Source organism: Leisingera sp. ANG59 (assembly GCF_013317235.1).
Classification (GTDB): Bacteria; Pseudomonadota; Alphaproteobacteria; order Rhodobacterales; family Rhodobacteraceae; genus Leisingera.
In genome coordinates, this window is the sequence record NZ_WLCM01000057.1 from 1 (window position 1) to 20039 (window position 20039).

Genomic DNA, 20039 nt, shown 5'->3' on the forward strand with positions numbered 1-20039 from the left:
TCCGTGGCAGAAAGGCACCGTCGAGAACACCAACAACAGGCTGAGAAAATACCTGCCTCGCTGTCGAGAACACCAACAACAGGCTGAGAAAATACCTGCCTCGCTCGACCGAGCCGACGGTGCTGACAAACCGATATTTAAGGTCGGTTTGCCACCGCCTCAATTCCACCCCGCGCAAGTGCCTCGGCTACAAGACACCAGCAGAAGTCTTCGAAAGCAAGCTGATGGAAATCCAGAACCGTTTGGAATAAAACGACATATCAGAAGTTGCGCTTCAGCGTGAGTTCACAGGCGCCGGTTCGATGCCGGCGAAATCGATGCCAGCGGCCAGGAACGGCCGCAACAGCAGTACTACCGCAGCTACAATGAGACAGACCGCGAAGACCGCGGCCGCCCGGCAGGCGGCTTTGGCAACTTCGAAGATATCTCAGAACTTTTCGGAGGCATCTTTGGGCGCAGGCACACCAGCGGCGGCACCCGCGGCTTTGCCCCCCGCGGAGCGGACCTGCGTTACCACCTCGAGGTCGATTTTCTGGATGCCGCGCGCGGCGCCAAACGCACGGTGCCGCTGCCGGATGGCAAGGCGATCGAGCTGACGATCCCGCCGGGGGTACGGGACGGCCAGACCCTGCGTTTGCGTGGCAAGGGCCAGCCCGGAGGCGGCAACGGCCTGGCCGGCGATGCCTATGTGGAAATCGGCGTGCGCCCGCACCCGCTGTTCACCCGGATCGGAAACGATATCGAAATTGAGCTTCCGGTCACCTTCGACGAGGCGGTTCTGGGCGCACGGCTCGAGGTCCCGACCGTGTCCGGCCCCGTGACGGTGGCGGTGCCCAAAGGCTCCTCGTCCGGACAACGCCTGCGCCTCAAGGGCAAGGGCATCGCCCCCGCTAAAGCCCCGCCTGGCGACCAGTATGTGCGGCTGCGGATTGTTCTGCCGCACCAGATCACCAGCATTATGGAAGAGCTCGCACAGCAATGGCGCCGGACAGCCCAGCACAACCCGCGGTCAGGATTGGGGAACACATCATGAGACTGGCAGAACGGGAAGTGAAAAAGACCCTGCGCCGCTTGCAGCCGCGGTAGCTGCACCTAGGGTCGCAAAAGGGCTTGGTTAAACCCTCGTGCAGCGTCAACGGCCCGCTGATTGACGCGCTGGGGTCAGGGCTCATAACCAGTGGATGACAAGAGCCGCGAAAGCGGTGGCCGAGAAGAAGCCCCTTGGACACCGGCCGTATTGGACTTGTCAAGTTTGCATGCCGTTCCCAGTTCTCATTTTTGTTGCTGCGCGTGTACGCCGACCGCGGAATTCTACGGCCACTTGGACAAACCGAACCAAGGTTGCCCATTTCCGGCCCGAACTGGAGAGGAGGTGCCAACCATGCCGCCGCAGACTCCTGCCCAAGTGTTTCTAGCGCTTTCCGGTTCGCCGCGCGCTATACCGCGTGCTATTAATCCGCCTCAGCCAGACACCTCTGAGCGTCCAACATTAGGTTCGCGAGAATATCGCCGGCAGGGGCCGCAGAACTGATCAGACCGATGCCCTCGCCTGCAAAGGCGGTTGCAAAATAAGGATCCCCGGCCTCCTGGGCTGCTGCCCATTTTGCCGCTTCAGCACCGGCTTCCAGCTTCAAGGCATCCTCGGAGCCGTGCCATTTCTGAATGAACGGGTTGCGCAGAACACGGCCGTTGTAGCGGCCAGGCCAATCAAAACCGCGGACCACGTCCGCCACCCGGGTGCGGATCGTTTCTTCGCCCGTTGCTTCCAGTGCACGATCCAGAATGCGCGGATGCACCAGCGCTTCGCGGGAGGCCCAGAACCGGGTGCCGATCACCGCCCCGTCCGCCCCCAGCATCAGGGCCGCTGCCAGACCGCGCCCGTCCGCAATGCCTCCGGCGGCACAGAGCAGCGCCTTGCTGTCCTGGCGCGCGATCTCGTCCGCGATCTCAGGAATCAGCGCAAAGGTGCCGCGCGCCTCGCCATGGCCGCCGGCATCCGCTCCTTGCGCAACAATGATCTCCGCGCCGCAGTCCAGCGCCTGCCGGGCATCCCGCAGGGTCTGTACCTGGCAGATCAGCGGCACCCCCGCATCCCGGATCGCAGACGCAAACGGCTTCGGGTTGCCGGAGGCCAGGAGCACCGCCGCCGGATCATGCGTCAGCACCCGGTCGAGAAGATGCGGCTGTTCCGCCAGCTTCCAGGTAATCAGCCCGCAGCCAACGCGGGCGCCCGCGGCGGCGCCGAACTGCCGTTCGATCCACCCGGCATCTCCGTAAGCACCTCCGATCATATCCAGCCCTCCGGCGCCGGAAACAGCGCTGGCCAGCGCGCTGCCCGCAGCAAAGGCCATCGGCGCCTGGATCACCGGAAAAGTGATCCCAAGCGCCTCTGTCAGCCGCGTCTTCATTGCGCCTGCTTCCGGTTTTCCTGCACCGGCAGGCCGCCGACACCCCAGTCCTCCAGCGCAACCTCGTCGATCACCACAAAGGTCGTCGCCGGGTTCTTTCCCAGAATGTCCTGCAGAAGACCGGTGACCCCGGTAATCAGCTGCGCCTTTTGGTCAGCGCTTGGGCCGGTGCCGTCCGGGCCGCCTTCGCGGGTTACTTTGATATTCACATAGGGCATCAGTCAGTCCTTTCGCGGAACATAGGAAAACACCTTCGCAACGATGCGCCATTCGGCGCCGCGGCGGACCAAGGTCAGGAGGTCATGGAAGTCGCGGCCCATCATGGTCATCCGGGCGCTGACGCGGGCCAGCCTGGGGCCGACAAAGGCAATCTCCAGGATTTCCTCCTCCCGCGGGTCACCGCGTTTGGCTGGCGGCTCGCGCCCGTCGACGCGGGCCATGTAGGTCTCAAGACCCAAGTAAAGCTCATCGCCTTCCGTGGCGCAGACATAGGCCAGCTGCGGATGGAACACCTCGCGCAGCATGGTGCTGTCGGCCTGGTGGAGACCTTCGAAATAGGCCTCCATCAGTTCGCCGACCTGTTTGTGGGCGGCGGGCGTCATTGGATCAGCCCCTCGGCACGCATCGCTGCTTGTGCCGACGGACGGGCAGCACTGCGGCTCACAAAAGCGGCCAGATTGGGCCAGCGAGCCAGGTCGATACCGGTAAAATTGGCCCAGTTCGAGACCACGAACAGATAGGCGTCCGCCACCGAGAACTGGTTTGCAACCAGCCACTCGCGGCCATCCGCCAGCTGGGTTTCAATGAAATCGAACTTGCCCGCAACAGCGGTGCGCGCCGCGTCTTTGCCGGCCTCGGACGTGCCATCGCGGAACAGCGGGCCAAAGGCCTTGTGCAGCTCGGTCCCGATCCAGTTGAGCTGTTCCTGCATCCGCGCGCGCGACAGAGTGCCTGCCGCCGGCGCCAGACCTGCTTCAGGGCTGCTGTCTGCTATATACTGCAAAACAGCTGCCCCCTCAGTCAGAACGCTGCCGTCGTTCAGACCCAGGGCCGGAACATAACCCTTGGGATTGATCGCGCGGTAGTCCGCACCGCTTTCGGTCCGGCCTGCCGCGGTATCGACGGCTTCGATTTCAAATGGGTGGCCGGTTTCATGCAGAGCGATATGGCTGGCCAGCGGGCAGGCACCGGGTTTGTAATAGAGTTTCATGACAGTCTCCTTTGGTTGGTGATGTCCTCTGACTACCTCCTGATATGATTGATTGATAATATCGTGTTTTCATCATTATGATCTGATAACTCAATCATGTTGGAAGCCCATGAAACACGACCAGCTCATTGCCCTGGATGCCATTGTCGCAACCGGCACATTCCGCGGCGCGGCGGAACGGCTGCACAAATCGCAGTCCGCCATCAGCCACACAATCCGCCAGCTGGAAGAGGAGCTGGAACTGGAGCTGCTCAGCCGCGAAGCCTACCGCCCCTCGCTCACCGCGGCAGGTGAAATTTTCTACCGCGAAGCGTGCCGGGTGCTGCGGCAGATGCAAGGGCTGCGCACCACTGCGTCCCGGCTGCGCGCCCGCGAAGAACCGGAACTGACAATTGCCGTCAGCGCAACAATGGATCTGGACCCCTTGCTGCCAGCGCTTGCGGATACGGGGCGGTGCCACCCTGCCACTCACCTTCGGCTGCGGATGGAAATGATGGGCGGCCCGATTGCCCGGCTGATGGAGGGCAAGGCGGATATCGCGCTCGCGTCCCTTGATGGTGTGCCACTGGACGAAGTTGAGGCAGAGCCGGTTGCTGAGGTCACGATCCGGCCGGTGGCCAGCCCCGGCTTGGGCCTGCCCGCCGGTTCCCGCGCATTGTCCGCATCCGAAATGCAAAGCCATGTGCAGGTGGTCGCTGCCGGCACAGGCGGCGCTGCGCATGAACAGAGCCGGGACCTGCTGCCGGGCGGGCTGAAATGGACGGTTTCAGACCTCGCAGCCAAGAAGAAAGTGGTCCTTGCCGGTCTTGGCTGGGGCGGCTTGCCCGATCATATGACGGAGGAGGAGCGGCGGACAGGGGCTTTGCTTTCCCTGAACCTGGAAGGGTTCCCGTTGCGCCGGACCATGATTTTCAAGATGAGGCGCAGGGACCAGGCAATAGGCGTTGTTGCCGACGAGCTTTGGAACAAAATCGGGCTGCCAAGCCATCCTAGAGCAGGAATTGTTCAGGACGGCTGACGCTCTGCAACTGAAGTGACCCGCGACTTTGTTGAGGCAAAAGACGTTTCAAAGAAGGTCAGCCTTTCTAATGCAGGCCTAAGCACTTGGTCCGGCTTGAGCTGCTACTGACATACTGCATTAGCGGAGAGGCGTGAGCACGGTGGCGAGGAATGATCGCGTTCGCGAAAGGGTGGCCGCGATCAGGCTGGAATTCAGTGGATACGGCACCCATTCGCTGCGCCGAACCAAAGCAGCGGAGATTTACCGAAAAACCGGAAATCTCATAGCGGTCCAACTACTGCTCGGCCACACAAAGGTTGACAGCACTGTCAGATACCTTTGCGTCGAATTTGAAAATGCGCTGAGCATCACCGAACAATTCGACATTTGAATCACGCTGGCGGATGGCACGTATCGTTCGCCAACCCGGACCGGACCTACATTCGCGCCGCAGCAGTGGTTCGTATCGGTCCCGCTTTACCGAGTGAGCTGTTGCAGCATTTCGCGGACGCTACGAAGTTGCTCGCGAAAGGTCGGCCCACTGGGACGTCCAAACCACTTTCTAGAAGTAAAGCAGCTTTCGGTAGCGGCCTGCTAGGAACTTTGGTCCGGGTCACAGCCAAAATTGTGGCGCTGCCCTCCGAAACATTCCTGGGCAAATGCGACCTCGCAGAGCACACGGCCGTCTCTCCTTCGGGGCTCCATTGCCCTCCGCGGAAAGTTCAGGAAAGACCGGGGAGAAAACACGCGGACAATGCAGAAGCTATCAGAAGCACTAGCGTCAGCCCGCCGATCCGGGCCAGCTTTGCGCTGCCGACGCTGGCAAGGCTGCGCAGCGCGGTTTTGGCGCCGAGAGCCGAAATCGCAATGATCATCAGCCACTTTGAGGTGTACGCGGCAAAATCTGCCATTCTTTCAGTCAGCCACCCGGTGTTTGCCAGAAGCGCAAGGGCGAAGAAGACAATCAGAAACCCGGGCACCGGGATCTTGCGGGCCCTGTCCTGTTTTCCCGAGGCAGAGACGACTAAGATTAAAACGCACAGTACCAGCGGCAGCAGGCTCACCCGGACCATTTTTACCAATGCGGCCAGCTCCGCAGTCTTTTCCGAAATTGTAAGCCCAGCTCCGACGACCTGTGCGACGTCGTGAATTGAGGCCCCGAGAACAAAGGCTGTTTGCGCCTTACTGAATCCAACTTGCACAAGCGCAATCGGATAAACGATCATTGCCAGCGTCGACAGCGCGGTGACCGCGACCACCGTGAACAGCGTCTCCTGCTCCAATGCCTTGCTCTTGGGGAGGCAGGCCGAAATCGCCAGCGCCGCCGATGCGCCGCAGATTGCCACCGCGCCGCCGGTCAGCACGCCGGATTGCCAATCCCGTCGCGACAGCAGGAGGCCCAGCAGGATGGTGCCCCCCAGAAGCCCGGCAATCGTGCCAAAGCCAGCCAAGCCGATAGAGGCGATGTCGCTCACACTGACCCGCACTCCAAGCAGGGCCACCCCGGCGCGCAGCAGCGCCTTGGAAGAAAAGGTGATGCCCGGTGCCACAGCCGCCTCTTCGGCCAGCGGATTGAACACCATACCGATCAGCAGCGCCAGCAGCATGACCGGCGCGCCGTAATGCTCCGACAGGAACAGCGCCGCCAGCCCGATCACCACCGCCAGTGCGACGCCGGGATAAAGGCAGCGGGTATTCGAAAATAAGGGAGAGGGCCACCCGAAGGCGGCGCGGTTCAGCTGTGCCAGCATTGCAGTCTCTGCTCAGTAATCGTTTTCCAAGGGGGACATGGCAACATAAACGGACTTCAGCTGGCTGAAGTGCTCGATCGCCGCACGCGCGTTCTCCCGCCCGATGCCGGATTGGCCGACACCTCCGAAGGGCATCTCGACTGGGGTCAGGTTATAGGCATTGATCCAGCAGGTGCCCGCCTTGAGGCGCGAAGCAACACGGTGGCCGCGGGCGAGATCACGGGTGAAGACCCCGGCGGCAAGGCCGAACTCGGTGCTGTTGGCGCGGGACACAGCCTCGTCTTCACTGTCGAAGTCCAGCACCGACATCACCGGGCCGAAAATTTCTTCGCGGGCAATGGCCATGCCGTCGATCACGTCGGCAAAGACAACCGGACTGACCCAGGCCGGGCCTTCAGGCAGCGGCAGCGGCGGCGTCACGCGAGTGGCGCCTTCCTGTTCCGCAGCGGAGATATACCCTTTCACCCTTTCGGCTTGACCGGCGCTCACCAGCGGGCCGACCTGGATTTCCGGGTCCATCGGGTCGCCGATTCTGATCCTGGCTGTGCGTTCTGCCAGACGGGCCAGGAAAGCCTCCTTAATCCCCTTCTGCACGAACACGCGGGTGGCGTTGGAGCAGATCTGGCCGGTGGAGTAGAAATTGCCGAGAATGGCGCCCGACACAGCGCTGTCGATATCGGCGTCATCAAAGACCAGCAGCGGGGACTTACCGCCAAGCTCCATGGTGATGTGCTTCATCTGACCTGCGGCGGCCGCGGCCACCGAGCCGGTGAGCGACACCTTGTCAATACCGGGGTGGGTGGTCAGCGCGGCGCCAGTGTCGCGCAGCCCTTGCACCACATTGAACAGGCCAGGCGGGGCGCCGGCCTCAGTCAGAATTTCCGCCAGTTTAAGCGCGGTCAGCGGCGTGAGTTCGGAGGGCTTGAAGATCATCGCGTTGCCGCAGGCCAGCGCCGGGGCGGCCTTCCAGCAGGCAATCTGGATCGGATAGTTCCAGGCGCCGATGCCGAGGCAGACACCCAGCGGTTCGCGCAGCGTATAGGCCCAGTCGCCGCCAAGCGGGATGTGGTCGGCAGTAAGCGTTGCGGCCTGGCAGCCGAAATACTCCAGGCAATCGGCGCCGCTGGCGGCATCAGCCACCCGGGTCTCGGAAATCGGCTTGCCGGTATTCAGGGTTTCCAGAACCGACAGTTCTTCGTTCCGGGCCCGGATGATATCCGCCGCCCGGCGCAGCACGCGGCCGCGTTCGGCGGGCGGCGTCGCGGCCCAAATGGCCTGCGCATCGCGTGCGCAGGCCACAGCCCGTTCGATAATGGACGGGGAGGCGCCATTCAAACGGGCGATCACTTCACCCGTTGCCGGGTTAATGCAGTCGAACGGAGCGCCAGCGGCGTCTTCCAGGTAGCCCCCGCCGATATAGTGGGAGGCTTCGGGCTGGCACGGAAATTGCATCATGCTGGCGCTCCTGATTGTCAGATGTGGACGTAGAGGTCGCTGCCTTCGACGGAGACGTCGAAACGGCGGGTCTTCACCGAGGGATCCACCAGGAACTCGCCCGAGCGGATGTCGAACTCCCAGCCGTGCCAGGCGCAGCGGACGATCTCGCCCGCGCGGTCATAAACGAACTCGGTTGAATCGGTTTCCTTGGTGGTGCCGCAGACCGGCCCTTCGCACAGCGCCGCACCCTTGTGCGGGCAGATGTTCAGCAGCGCATGGAAGCCGTCCTCCAGCCGGAACACGCCGATCGGCATGTTGGAGACGGTGACGATCTTGGCCGCGTCTTGCGGAACCTCGTCTGCCTTGCAGGCAAAATGCTTGGTGGTCATGTCAGGGTCTCCTTATTCAGCGGCCTGCGCTGCCGGGCGCGGCAGGCGGGTGTAGACGTCAAGCGCGTTGAGGCCGAAGATCTTCTCACGCCATGCCGGCGGCACATGCAGCTTGTTCACGTCGTCATAGTCCCAATGCGGGTAGTCCGAGGCGAACATCAGGGTGTTCTCGCCGTCCATCGCTTCCAGCGTCGCCCACAAGTGCTGGATGTTTTCTGGCTGTTCCAGCGGCTGGGTCGAGAAGCGGAAGTGGTCCTTGAAGTATTCCGACGGAAGGCGCTTCAGCCACGGGGTTTCCTTGCGCAACGCCTTGTAGTTTGCATCCAGCCGCCACAGCACCGACGGCACCCAGGCAACGCCGCATTCGATCACAACCACTTTCAGGGACGGCCATTTCTCGAACACACCATTGGCGATCAGGCTCGCCATATGGGTCATTGCGGTCTGCGGCAGGATGGCGTGGGTTTCCCAGAAGAATGTCGAGGGGCCGGCGCCGATCGGGTTGGCGTTGATGCCGCCCTGGCCGCCCAGGTGCATGGCAAACGGCAGCCCCATCTCGGCACAGGCCTCGTAGATCGGGTGGTAGAACGGATCGCCGTAGGGGCGCGCGGCGCCGTGGCTGACCAGCACCTGCACAATGCGCGGATGGCTGCCCACGCGGCGGATTTCGGCAGCGGCCAGATGCGGGTCCTGGGGTGCCACCACGATCGATCCCCAGAACCGGTCGTCCTTGGGCAGCCAGTAGTCGATCATGTAGTCGTTGTAGGCCTTGCACAGCGCGTTGGCGTAATAGGGGTTGGCCAGGGTAGAGGCTTCGATCGGCTCGTCGCCGGTCAGGATCGCCACGTCGATATTGTATTTATCGAGGTGCTTTTCCTTCATGATCAGGTAGTTGTCGTCTTCCTCGACCGGGTTGACGTCATGACGGGCGAACCCTTCGGGGTGGAACCAGGGGCGGTGGCCGTGCGGGAAGGCGCCGCGCGGGCCGGTGCGCTCGCCGCGCACGAACATGTCCTTGAAAAGGCCTTCCATATACGGTTCCAGGACCGTGGCGCTGCACCAGTAGTTGTGGCAGTCGCAATCGACAATAAACATGCGTTTCTCCTCTCGCTTGTCCAAGCCGGACGGGCTGTGGGCACTGTCTGCGGAGGACTGATAAGACCCGGGAAGAGTCGAATAAATGCAATTGATATACCTCTTTTAATCGGAAATACTGATTGAATGAACCGTCAGCTGCTGCTCACCTACATGGATGTTCTGGAAACCCGGAACTTCAACCGCACCGCCGAAAGGCTGAATGTCACCCAGTCCACCGTCAGCGCCCGGATCCGGCAGCTGGAGGACGAACTGGGCACGCGGCTGTTCGAACGCGGCCGCGGCGGCGCGGATCCCACTGCCGCCGGGCGGCGGTTTGAAACCCATTGCCGGTCGCTTCTGGCGGCGTGGAGCCTGGCCAAGCGCGACGTCTCGGCCGGGGGCGGGCAGAGCCGGCCGCAGCTCAGGGTGTCGGTCCAGTTCAGCCTGGCGCAATCCGTTCTGGTGGACTGGGCCAAGCAAATCCGGGCACAGGTGCCAAAGCTGGACCTTTACCTTGAGGCGAATTTCTCGCAGCAGATCCAGCGCGATATCCTGACCGGGGAAACCGACATCGGCATTGTCTTCGCACCGCAGCAGTACCCCGACGTGCATGTGACCGAATTCGGCTCCGAAAACTACGTGATGCTGTCCACCGATTGCAGCCGGTTTCTTGAGGTGGATTGGACCCGCTATATCAAGGTGGCCTACACCTCATATTTCGACCGGCAGCATGATGAGCTGTTTCCGAACCTTGTGCATGTCCAGACGGTGGTTGGCAGCGATGATCTGGCGGTGGACTTTTTGAAAGCAGATGGCGGCACCGCCTATTTGCCCAGTTTGTCAGTGCCCGGATTGATGGAGACCGTTCCCGGCCTGCAGCTGGTGGATGGCGCGCCGGTGATCCCGCAGCCGCTTTATTCCATCGTCCACAGCCGCAAACGCCATGACCCGCTTGCCGCGCAGGCCATCTCGCTATTCCAGAGGTTGATTCAGGACCGTTCTATCGAGAATTTCGATTGAAGAGACATTTCTGATGCATTTTTCCGCGGAGGCCGGCGGGTATCTTCCCACGAATTCTATCGTGGAGGTCCCCGCACCATGCTCATCGCTACCGAAAGCCCGTTTTCCCTGAGTTCGGCAAACTCTCAGCCCTGCTATACAGGCGGACCTGCAACGCTGATCTGCAAGGCAGTGATCGACGAAACGCACGACAGCAAGACCTTTGTCTTTGAGGACACCCAGAGCCGCAGCTTTGATTTCAAGCCGGGGCAGTATGTAACCTTCAGCTTCCGGATTGATGGCAAGACCCATGTACGCGCCTATTCGATCTCCTCCACCCCGACCCGGCCGCACAATATACAGGTCACCGTCAAACGGGTGCCGGGCGGGCTGGTGTCGAACTACCTGAACGATGAGGTCCGGCCCGGCGCGGAAATCGAAATTGCCGACATTTCCGGCAGCTTCAACTGGATCGATATCCCCTGCGAAAAGCCGCTGCTGCTGTCGGGCGGCTCCGGTGTCACCCCGGTGATGTCGATGCTGCAGTACATCACCGATGTGACCCTGCCCAAGGATGTGGTCTTTGTGCATTTCGCCCGCTCCCCGAAGGACATCATTTTCCGCGACCAGCTGGAGTTCCTGGGCAAGCGGTTCCGCAACGTGACCGTGCATCTGGTGGTGGATACAGCGGACGGCCCCGCCTTTAACGGCGAAACCGGGCAGATATCGGCAGAGCTGATGCAGCGGCTGGTGCCGGACCACGCCGAGCGCAGCATCTTCATGTGCGGCCCGGAGGGGTTCATGAAAGCGGCCCGTGAGGTCGCCGGCGAAATCCCGTTTGCCGCGGTCCACGAGGAAAGCTTCGGCGAGAAGATCACCATCGAGGAAACCACCGGCACCGGCGGCGAGGTGTTCTTTTCCCTGAGCGGCAAGAACGGCCACTGCGCCGAGGGCGAAACGCTGCTGGAGGCAGCGTTGAACGCCGGCGTCTGGATCGACTCGGCCTGCCAGCAGGGCGTCTGCGGCAACTGCAAGGTGGTTCTGACCCAGGGCCAGGTCGAGATGCAGGACATGGGCGGGCTGCAGCCGGGCGAGGCGGAGGCCGGCTATGTGCTGGCCTGCTGCAGCTGGCCCAAGGGCGCCGTGGCGCTCGACGCCTGAGCAGGGTCGCCCTGCCCCTGCGCAGCGCAGTATCCCCCAAAGGGCACGAAGTTCACCAAACCACGCACCTGATAACTAGGGAGGAACAAATATGTCCAATGGAAACAGAGGGCTGGGAGAACCGTTACGGGATCTCCCGATCAAGACCGCTGACAAGGGCTTCTATTCAGGGTTCAGCGTCGACGTAACTGTCACCGGCAAACTTGCGGTTGGCGGGCTGGTGCTCTGGGCCGTGGCCTTTCCGGAGAACGCCGGATCGGTGCTGGCCGGGTTCAACAGCTTCATCCTGTCCCACTTTGCCTCCTGGTACATCTATGTGATGGCCGCTTTTGTGCTGGTCTGCATCGGCCTGGCGCTGTGGCCCGCTGCCGGCCGGTTGAAGATCGGGCAGGACGGCGACGTACCTGAGTTTTCGAATTTCTCCTGGTTCTCGATGATGTTCGGCGCCGGTATCGGGGTCGGCATGCTGACCTGGGCGGTGGCTGAGCCGGTTTATCACTTTCAGAACAATCCGGACGTGATCCAGGGGCTGGCCACCGCGGCAGGCGCCGACAATGTGCTCAACGCCTATAAATGGTCCTATCTCCACTGGGGTTTCTCGGCCTGGGCCTCTTATGCGATTGCCGGGCTGGCGCTGGGATTCTTTGCCTACCGCCGCGGGCTGCCGCTGACCATCCGATCTTCGCTGACGCCGCTGTTCGGCAGCCGCCTGTCAGGCTGGACCGGGCATCTGATCGACATTGTTGCGGTGATTGCCACCATCCTCGGCGTTGCCCAGACGCTCGGCTTCGGGGTCGAGCAATTCGTGGCCGGCATGGCGCGGATCGGCATCGGCGGCTGGCTGCTGAACGATGAGGGCACCGCTTCGGTGACCGGCATTATCGTTGCGCTGCTGATCATCATGGGCGCCTCCACCCTGTCAGCACTCTCCGGGGTCGGTAAAGGGATCAAATGGCTGTCGAACCTCAACATGGGGCTGTCGATCTTCCTGCTGGCCTTCTTCCTGCTGTTCGGGGCCACCGGCTTTGGCATCCGGGCCCTGTTTGTCGGGCTGTGGGAATACGTCATGGCCCTGCCGGAGATGCTGTTTACCGTCTACCGCGGCGACGGCAGCGGCGGCGCCGCAGACAAGCTGGAAGGCTGGCAGGGCGGCTGGTCGGTGTTCTACTGGGCCTGGTGGGTGGCCTTCGCCCCCTTTGTCGGCCTGTTCCTGGCCCGGATCTCGCGCGGGCGCACTATCCGCGAGTTTGTCCTGGGCGCGGTAATCGTACCCGCCATCATGTGCTTCGTCTGGTTTGCCTTTGCCGGCGGCACGGCCATTGACCTGGAAATGACCGGCGGCGCCGATGGCGTGATCTTCGGCGCATCGGATGGCGACAAGATTTTCGCCATGACCAACTTCATGCTCGGCGATGTGCTGGGGTGGATGATGGCAGTGGTGATCGTGGTTCTGCTGATGACCTATCTGGTCACTTCAGCGGACTCGGCCGTGCTGATCGTGAACACCATCAACGCGGCCGGCGACGAAGGCCCAAAAGCGCGTCCGCATATCGTCTTCTGGGGCGTGGCCCTAGGACTGGTGGTCGCGGCGCTGTTGCTGGTCGGCGGCCTGAAGGCGATCCAGACCGCCATGGTGATCGGCGCTCTGCCGTTCTCGCTGGTGATGGCGCTGATGTGCATTGCCCTAGTCAAGGCGATCCTGCGCGACAGCATCCGCGCGTCGCGTGCGGCCCAGGCTGACCTATCGGAAAGCAGCACCTGAAGCATTTTCCGCTGCGCCAAGCTTGGCCTGGCGCAGCGGAACCATGCAGAATTCCTGACCTGAGCCCCAAGTTTCCTCCACCTCGGGGAGAGGCCTTAGGCCTGATTTGATGGCGCTACGTCGCCAGTTTTTCCATCATCACTTTCTCAGCAAATTCCTTGGGCGTCAGGTTTCCAAGCGCCGAATAGGGTGTAAGTGTTGTAGTCATCCTGCCATGCTTCCAGTGTTTCCCTGCCCCGAAACAATGCCGAAGCCATGTCGGGTCGGCCTGAACTCGCTGGAAGCGCCGCCGGACTGAACGGTGCTCTCATCGTTGCAGGTGGTGCCGTCTTAACCGCGGAGACGGGCAACCTTGCATCAGAGATTAATAAAGCGCAAATGTTGCTTATCTTGATGCTCGCTGCATCGGGATTGTCATTGGCGTTTGCCGTTTGGGCAGCATGGCTGCGGAAGAAGGATGGCTGACCTCACAACAGGAACAGTCATTGGAGTATGTGCAGCGAAAGGTAGCTTTGGCCCGCAATGCGTGTATTTGTTGGCGCTGTGGTGAATGGGTGGGCTTTCTCAAAGCCGCCGCTCGCACCTGGGTTGGCAAACGCTCGGTCAGAGCCCCATGCCGGAAGTGGTGAAGCATTGCCGCGCGCACGCAGCGTGCCGATCCGCTGCGCCGCCAAAAACTACCCGCCGCATGGCAGAAGGCAATGCGGACGTTCAAGCAAGCTGCAGCTAGGTTTCGATGAGCAATGCCCTAGTCGCGCAGGCAATGCCATCGCTCCGGCTCTGCAAACGAAGGTTTGCTCCCGGCGAGCTGTGAACAGACTAGGAGGCCCAAGCCGCCGTACACTATGGGATCAGCTAACACGCAAGGTTAGAATACTACAGCATTGGTGGGCGGCGAGGAGCAAATACGACCTGGCGCGCAAGCGTCTTTTAGAGCTTGCGCGCCAGATCTCCGCTCCATTCGCATGGACGAATATCGGCGGGAGGAGACTTACTTCCTGTTGTGGAAGATGAAGCCGATGAAGTTCAGCAACAGCTGCGCAGCCAGGATCTGGGTGCTTTCTGAGGGGTCATAGGCCGGGGCGACCTCCACCAGGTCGATCCCCACAACATCGCCGCGTTTGCTGAGCCCCTGCAGAATTTCCAGCACATCGTAGTACTGGAAGCCGCCGTGGCTGGGGGTGCCGGTGCCGGGCGCGATCGAGGGGCAAAACGCGTCGATGTCGATGGTCACGTAGTAACGCGCGCCTTCGGGGATGCGGTCCAGCACGGCGTCCGCCCCCAGCTTGCGCACCTGCCGCACCGACAGGATGTCAGAGCCGCGTTCGCGGGCATCGATATAGCCTTCCTTGGCGGTCGAGGACACGTTGCGGATGCCCAGCTGGGTCATGCCGCTGACGTAATCCTTCTCGATCGCGCGGCGCATCGGGTTGCCGTGGCCGTCGGTGACGCCCTTGCGCTCGTCGACGAAGTCGAGATGCGCGTCTATCTGGATCACATGGATCGGGCCGTTCTTTTCGCAGTCCTCGGCATAGGCGTTGATGCAGGGGATGTTGATCGAATGGTCGCCGCCGATGGTGACGGGCAATGCGCCCGCATCCAGGATCTTCTTCACGCCGTACTCGATATTGGCGTGGCTTTCCTCAGTCTTGGTGTGGATGATGTCGGCATCGCCCAGATCGACGATCCGCACGTCCGCGCCCAGGTAGGTAGCGTCATCCTCGTGATCATAGGCGCCGGCATGGCCGAAGCTGAACAGCGTCGAAGCCTCGCGCACCGCCCGCGGGCCGAACCGCGCGCCGGAGCGGAACTGGCAGCCGAAGTCGAACGGGGCGCCAAGGATCGCAACGTCGGCGTCGATGTTGTCCCAATCCTCAACATAGGGCTTCTTGCCGAAGGTGGCGATGCCGACAAAGGGCAGGTTCAGGCGGCCGGATTCGTAACCGTGTGCAGACATGTTGATTCTCCGTTTTTCTTAACGATAGGCCAGTTCCGGCAGGAACAGGGCGATTTGCGGGAAGGCGACCAGCAGGCCGGTCACGAGCAAGAGGATGACGAGGAAGGGCGGCACGCCCCGCACCACCTCGACAAAGGGGCGGCGGAACACCGCGATGGCGGTGAACAGGTTGCAGCCAAACGGCGGGGTTGCGGCACCGATGGCGACCTGCAGGGTGATCAGCACACCGACCAGCACCGGATCGAGGCCGGCGGCTTTGATCATCGGCGCAAAGATCGGCACCAGGATCAGGATCACCACGATCGAGTCGACAAACATGCAGCCGAGGAAGAAGGCGAGGTTCACCGCCACCAGCACCATCAGCGGCCCGGCCTCATTCAGCCCCAGCGAGGCGATGATCTGCTGCGGCACCTGGGCAAAGCTCAGCGTCCAGCTGAAGGCCGCGCCCGCCGCGATCAGGATGAACACCACCGAGGTGATCGCGCCGGTCGACAGCGCAATGTCCCAAAGGTCGCGCAGTTTTACGGAACGGAAGATCAGCACCTCCAGCACCGCCGCATAAAGCACGCAGATCGCTGCCGCCTCGGTCGGCGAGAACACCCCGCCATAGATGCCGCCTACAATGATGGCCGGGAACCCCATCGGCCACAGCGCCCGGCGCATGGCGGTGAAGCGCTGCCCCCAGCCCTCGCGCGGCAGCACCGGGATGTCGTGGCGGTAGGCGTAGACCATGCAATAGGCCGAGAACAGCACCACGATCAGCAGCCCTGGCACGATGCCCGCGATGAACAGCTGCGAGATCGAGGTGCCAGAAACCACGCCATAGATGATCATGCCGATGGAGGGCGGGATCAGATAGGCCAAGTCCGCGGCATTGACGATCAGGCCGATGGCAAAGCTGTCCTTGTAGCCGGATTTCAGCATCCGGGGCCGCATCGCGCCCCCGATTGCCACCACGGTCGCCTGGGTCGAGCCGCAGACCGCGCCGAACAGCGCACAGGCCGAGGTAACGGAAATCGCAAGGCCGCCCTTGATATGGCCCATGAAGCTCATGACGACGTCGATCAGCCGGTTGGCGGAATGGCCGCGGGTGATGATATCGGCGGCCAGGATGAACATCGGCACCGCAATCAGCGCCGCGGGCTTCACCCCGCCGATCATCTGCTGGATCAGGATCTGCAGGCTCATGTCCGGGAAGTAGACGAGGAAGCCCAGCACCGCAGCCGAGATCAGCGGCATCTTCATCGGGAACCCTGACAGCAGCAGCAGGATCATCACGGCAAGCATCAGTTCGGTCATGATTTTTCCCCGTTCCCGGTGTCTGCGGCGCCAGCCTCTTCATAGCGCTGGATCGCGGCGGCGGTTTCCGGGTCTTCGTAGCTGTCCACCTCCAGGTAGGAGACATAGATTTCCGCTTCGGCAAAGTTCAGGTTGCGCAGCGCGGTCAGCAGGTACTGCAGCGCGGTCAGCGCCAGCCCGACCACCACCCAGACGTAGGTGAGGTACAGGGGCAGCTGCAGCGCCGGGGTGATGCGGCCGCGGCTGGCGACCTTCTGCACATATTCCAGCGCGTACCAGGCCAGCAGTCCCATCATCACCGCGGTGGTGGCAGCGATCACCACCATCAGCCCCTTGCGCATCTTCACCGGCAGCGCGTCATAGACCGCCGACATGCGGATATGGATGCCCTTGCGGGTGGCATAACCCAGCCCCATGAAGGTGACGATGACAATCAAGAACTCGTTCAGCTCCTCGGAGAAATAGATCGACTGGTTGAACACATAGCGGCCAAAGACATTGGCGATGGTGTTGCCGGCCATCAGGATGATCCCCCAGCCCAGGATCCAGACTTCGGCACGCCCGATGGCGCCGTCGATCTTTCCCAGAAAGCCGAAGGGAGCGGATTTGCTGTCTTGCATGATATCCTCCCTTGGTGTGGCCCCGCGCGAGGCGCGCAGGGCCTAAAAGCGGGCTCAGCTGCCCGCCAACTCCGCCTGCAGCGCGTCCAGCAGCTCCTGGCCGCGGGCGCCTGCGGTCTCGACATAGGCCGCCGCGGTATCGCCCGAGCGGGCGCGGAAGGCGTCACGCTCTTCCTCGGTCAGCACCACCAGGCCGATGTCCGGCTTGGCGTCCTTGATCACGTCCAGGCGCTGCTGGTTGAAGTCGGTGACCACACCGTCGATGTAGCCGGTCATGCCCGCCATGGTGTCGCGCACCAGCTGCTGCCGGTCTGGGCTCAGGGTGGCAAACCAGTCGGAGCCTGCGACCACGGTGGTCACCAGTTCCTGCTCGCCGGCCCAGATCAGATGGCTGGTGACCTCATAGAACTTCATCTCCTCGATGGTCGGGATCGGGTTCACCTGGCCGTCCACCGCACCCAGCTGCAGCGCGCCGAACACCTCGCCGAACGGCAGCGGGGTCGGGCTGGCGCCCATGTTCTTGTAGGTCTCCAGCAGGATCGGCGACACCATCACCCGCATCTTGAAGTTCTCGAAGTCCTCCGGCGTGCGGATCTTGCGGTTGGTGGTCCAGACCTGCGGGCCTTCGGAATACATGGTCATGATCTCCAGGCCGCGCTTCTGGAAGTCCTCGTTCAGCGGCCCGTAGATGGTCTCCGAACCGCTCAGAATGTCCGAGACCGCCGCCGGATCGGAGGGCAGCAGATAGGGCAGCAGGAACACCTGGCTTTCCGGCACGATGGTGCCGAGGTTGCCGATCGACACGTTGGTCAGCTGGATGACGCCATCGGCGGCCTGCTCCACCGTCTCGGTCGGGGTGCCCAGCGTGCCCATCGGATAGACGGTCACGGTCACATCGCCATCGGTCGCCGCCTCGATGCGCTTTTTGAACTCCTGCGCATAGGCGTCCATGATCGAGCCCGGAATCTCCTCGATCGCGAATTTCCAGTCCTCGGCAAAGACGGCGACGGGCGCCAGGCTCAGCAGCGCGGCGGCGGCGGTTTTCAGGTGTTTCAAGCTAAGGGCCATGCAGGTCTCCTCCCAGTTGGCATGGTTGACGGGAATGGAGGACACCTCAGCATGAGCCGAATGTTTGAAAAATATTACATTGATTATATTCGCATAAGAAATTTTCATGTAAGCCAGCGTCAGCCACAAAAGAGCCGTGCCATGAAACTGTTGCGCAACACACTGCTGGAGACCTTTGTCACCGTCGTTGAGTGCGGCGGCTTTTCTGATGCGCAATACGCCCTTGGCGTCACCCAATCCGCTATCAGCATCCGTATCCGCGACCTGGAAACCTCGCTGGGCTACCGGATTTGCGAACGCGGCCGCGGCGGTTTCCGCCTGACGGAACGCGGAGAGATCGCCTATCAGAAAGCCCGCGACATTCTGCGCAGTGCGCGCGACTTCGACGCCGAGTTGCTGGAGCTGAGGAATACCATCGCCGGAGATCTGAGGATCGGCATCGTGGATGCGATCGACAGCCTTCCCAGCCTGAAACTCGTGAATGCTCTGCAGCGGTTCCTCGCGCGCCCGAATGAAGTCAGGATCGAAATTGTTGTGGCTTCCCCCGCGGATCTGACACAACAGCTGATCAGCGGAGAATTGAATCTTGCCGTGGCGCCATTCCGAAACCAGGTGCCAGAGCTGGAGTATTCAGAACTATGCAGTGAAGAGCACAGACTCTACTGCGCGCGGGGACATCCTTTGTTCTCCGAACCGGACAGTGAAATCAGTCTTGAAACCATCGGCCGGTATCAGCTCTGCCAGCGTTCATATGACATGCTGGTATCGCCAGAACTCGGATCGCCGGAACCGACGGCGGTCGTGGCCAACATGGAGGCCATGGCGATGCTCATCGAAACAGGTCATTTTCTGGGACCATTGCCAACACATTTCGCCCTCAAGCGGGTCGCAGAAGGCAAGTTCCGGGAAATCAGGAACAGCCAAATGCGATGGAACTCGGCCTTCTATCTCGCAACCCGCCGGGTTCATGTTCTCAGGCACGCCGTGGACCTGTTTGCTCAAGATCTGCAGAACGCCTGCCTTGATGAAAGTAAACTGAGTGAATGAAGCACGCGCCAGAATACATAGGCTCTCGTTCTTGGCCAGATCGATGCCGACTGTTGTAACCTGCATTGGGTGGCTCCTTTCCTCGCGGTGATAGACAACTGCATTGTGGCGCATTGCGACGCTGGTTGGTGCAGGAGCCATCCACCCCATCGGCTTCCACCGGTGGAAAAACTATGAGTCGCCCCACATAAATGTCGAATGCCAAGCAAAATTGACCTTTCTGTCAGATTGCTGACCCAATTCCCGTTTTCGGCTCGCGCGGCCTGTTTCGTTTGATCTGACTTCCTTGCCGGAAAATCAGGGCTGAATTGCAGGTTCAGTCGGCGAAGCCACCAGTTCCTGCTGATCTGCCACGTGGCGAACGCGGGAGGGGGCGAGGCAATGCTATTCGACAGGGGAGGTGCGGCCCGCAGGCGCAGCCGAGGACACGGCCCTGTCTAATAGGATTGCCCGAGGGGGTGGGCGGCGCCCTCACACTGACCGCCAGGAGCGTTTGGCTTGTCCAAATCCCGCTGGCCCAATAAAAAGGCGGCAGGTTCATCCTGCCACCATTTCAGCCGTTCTTCAGAAATGCAGCGAAAGCTACCGAAGAGCCCACAGCAGAACTGTCAAAATCATGCTGTGTGCGCACGCAACACGCCAGTGCGCGGGACTATCCTGAGTTTTGTGCCCTGGCGTGGTAGCTCAATTTTGAGGAGACCCACGTATGAGCATAGACAAAGACCTGTTGGACCGGCTGATGGAAGGGCGTTCGCCCGGCGACCTTTTCGGCAAGGAGGGCATTCTTTCCGAACTGACCAAGGCGCTTGCGGAACGTGCGCTGAGCACCGAGTTGGACGAACATCTCAGCGAAG

General features: G+C 61.7%; 18 protein-coding genes and 2 pseudogenes. 8 read left to right on the forward strand and 12 right to left on the reverse strand.

Annotated elements, in window-relative coordinates:
* Window positions 1–62: 62 nt before the first annotated feature.
* Both GKC28_RS23895 and GKC28_RS26595 read left to right on the forward strand, forming a co-directional pair.
* Window positions 63–251 (forward strand): annotated as a pseudogene (locus tag GKC28_RS23895) (IS30 family transposase); the annotation flags it as partial.
* A gap of 254 nt (window positions 252–505) precedes the next feature.
* The gene (locus tag GKC28_RS26595) at window positions 506–1033 is read left to right on the forward strand and encodes a J domain-containing protein (protein ID WP_302480824.1); all 528 of its coding nucleotides are present in this window, start codon (window positions 506–508) and stop codon (window positions 1031–1033) included.
* Between the two features lie 418 nt (window positions 1034–1451).
* Here GKC28_RS26595 and GKC28_RS23905 read toward each other — a convergent pair whose 3' ends face one another.
* The 4 genes from GKC28_RS23905 to gstA are packed head-to-tail and all read right to left on the reverse strand — an operon-like array spanning window position 1452 to window position 3618.
* Window positions 1452–2408, reverse strand: a complete 957-nt coding sequence (locus tag GKC28_RS23905; RefSeq protein WP_174149453.1) for a nitronate monooxygenase family protein — start codon at window positions 2406–2408, stop codon at window positions 1452–1454.
* A complete protein-coding gene (locus tag GKC28_RS23910) occupies window positions 2405–2626 on the reverse strand; it encodes a 4-oxalocrotonate tautomerase family protein (protein ID WP_174149455.1) in 222 nt (73 codons plus the stop codon). The genes GKC28_RS23905 and GKC28_RS23910 overlap by 4 nt, the downstream gene beginning before the upstream one ends.
* 3 nt (window positions 2627–2629) lie before the next feature.
* A complete protein-coding gene (locus tag GKC28_RS23915) occupies window positions 2630–3010 on the reverse strand; it encodes a nuclear transport factor 2 family protein (protein WP_174149457.1) in 381 nt (126 codons plus the stop codon).
* A complete protein-coding gene (gene gstA, locus GKC28_RS23920; RefSeq protein WP_174149459.1) occupies window positions 3007–3618 on the reverse strand; it encodes a glutathione transferase GstA in 612 nt (203 codons plus the stop codon). The genes GKC28_RS23915 and gstA overlap by 4 nt, the downstream gene beginning before the upstream one ends.
* A 109-nt stretch (window positions 3619–3727) precedes the next feature.
* Between gstA and GKC28_RS23925 the strand changes: the two genes are divergently transcribed.
* Complete coding sequence (locus tag GKC28_RS23925; RefSeq protein ID WP_174149460.1) at window positions 3728–4636, forward strand: LysR family transcriptional regulator; 909 nt, start codon at window positions 3728–3730, stop codon at window positions 4634–4636.
* Between the two features lie 160 nt (window positions 4637–4796).
* A pseudogene (locus GKC28_RS23930) lies at window positions 4797–5009 on the forward strand (tyrosine-type recombinase/integrase); the annotation flags it as partial.
* A gap of 331 nt (window positions 5010–5340) precedes the next feature.
* On the opposite strand, the gene GKC28_RS23935 reads toward GKC28_RS23930, so the two are convergent.
* From GKC28_RS23935 to GKC28_RS23950, 4 genes are read right to left on the reverse strand one after another with little or no spacing between them, the layout of a single operon-like run.
* A complete protein-coding gene (locus GKC28_RS23935; protein WP_254604384.1) occupies window positions 5341–6357 on the reverse strand; it encodes a YeiH family protein in 1017 nt (338 codons plus the stop codon).
* Window positions 6358–6381: 24 nt separating this feature from the next.
* Complete coding sequence (betB, locus tag GKC28_RS23940; protein WP_174149478.1) at window positions 6382–7821, reverse strand: betaine-aldehyde dehydrogenase; 1440 nt, start codon at window positions 7819–7821, stop codon at window positions 6382–6384.
* A gap of 20 nt (window positions 7822–7841) precedes the next feature.
* Window positions 7842–8195, reverse strand: a complete 354-nt coding sequence (locus GKC28_RS23945) for a Rieske (2Fe-2S) protein (RefSeq protein ID WP_174149463.1) — start codon at window positions 8193–8195, stop codon at window positions 7842–7844.
* A gap of 12 nt (window positions 8196–8207) precedes the next feature.
* A complete protein-coding gene (locus GKC28_RS23950; protein WP_174149464.1) occupies window positions 8208–9290 on the reverse strand; it encodes an amidohydrolase family protein in 1083 nt (360 codons plus the stop codon).
* 126 nt (window positions 9291–9416) lie between these two features.
* Here GKC28_RS23950 and GKC28_RS23955 point away from each other — a divergent pair, with 126 nt between their 5' ends.
* From GKC28_RS23955 to GKC28_RS23965, 3 genes are all read left to right on the forward strand, one after another.
* Window positions 9417–10292 carry a LysR family transcriptional regulator gene (locus GKC28_RS23955; protein ID WP_174149466.1) on the forward strand — a complete coding sequence of 292 codons (876 nt, stop codon included), beginning with the start codon at window positions 9417–9419 and terminating at the stop codon, window positions 10290–10292.
* Window positions 10293–10370: 78 nt separating this feature from the next.
* On the forward strand, window positions 10371–11432 hold the full coding sequence (locus GKC28_RS23960) for a hybrid-cluster NAD(P)-dependent oxidoreductase (RefSeq protein ID WP_174149467.1): 1062 nt from the start codon (window positions 10371–10373) through the stop codon (window positions 11430–11432).
* 91 nt (window positions 11433–11523) lie between these two features.
* Complete coding sequence (locus tag GKC28_RS23965; RefSeq protein WP_174149469.1) at window positions 11524–13194, forward strand: BCCT family transporter; 1671 nt, start codon at window positions 11524–11526, stop codon at window positions 13192–13194.
* A gap of 991 nt (window positions 13195–14185) precedes the next feature.
* Here the strand turns inward: GKC28_RS23965 and speB are convergent.
* Genes speB through dctP form a run of 4 tightly spaced genes read right to left on the reverse strand, consistent with a single transcriptional unit; the run spans window position 14186 to window position 18138 of the window.
* Window positions 14186–15151, reverse strand: a complete 966-nt coding sequence (gene speB / locus GKC28_RS23970) for an agmatinase (protein ID WP_174149471.1) — start codon at window positions 15149–15151, stop codon at window positions 14186–14188.
* Between the two features lie 18 nt (window positions 15152–15169).
* Entirely contained in the window at window positions 15170–16450 is a 1281-nt protein-coding gene (locus tag GKC28_RS23975; protein ID WP_174149472.1) for a TRAP transporter large permease, read from the reverse strand.
* Window positions 16447–17070: a TRAP transporter small permease gene (locus tag GKC28_RS23980; protein WP_174149473.1), complete on the reverse strand. Its 624-nt coding sequence runs from the start codon at window positions 17068–17070 to the stop codon at window positions 16447–16449. The genes GKC28_RS23975 and GKC28_RS23980 overlap by 4 nt, the downstream gene beginning before the upstream one ends.
* Before the next feature lie 54 nt (window positions 17071–17124).
* Window positions 17125–18138: a TRAP transporter substrate-binding protein DctP gene (dctP, locus tag GKC28_RS23985; RefSeq protein ID WP_174149475.1), complete on the reverse strand. Its 1014-nt coding sequence runs from the start codon at window positions 18136–18138 to the stop codon at window positions 17125–17127.
* A gap of 51 nt (window positions 18139–18189) precedes the next feature.
* Between dctP and GKC28_RS23990 the strand changes: the two genes are divergently transcribed.
* Window positions 18190–19185 carry a LysR family transcriptional regulator gene (locus GKC28_RS23990; RefSeq protein ID WP_254604382.1) on the forward strand — a complete coding sequence of 332 codons (996 nt, stop codon included), beginning with the start codon at window positions 18190–18192 and terminating at the stop codon, window positions 19183–19185.
* Window positions 19186–20039 lie beyond the last annotated feature (854 nt).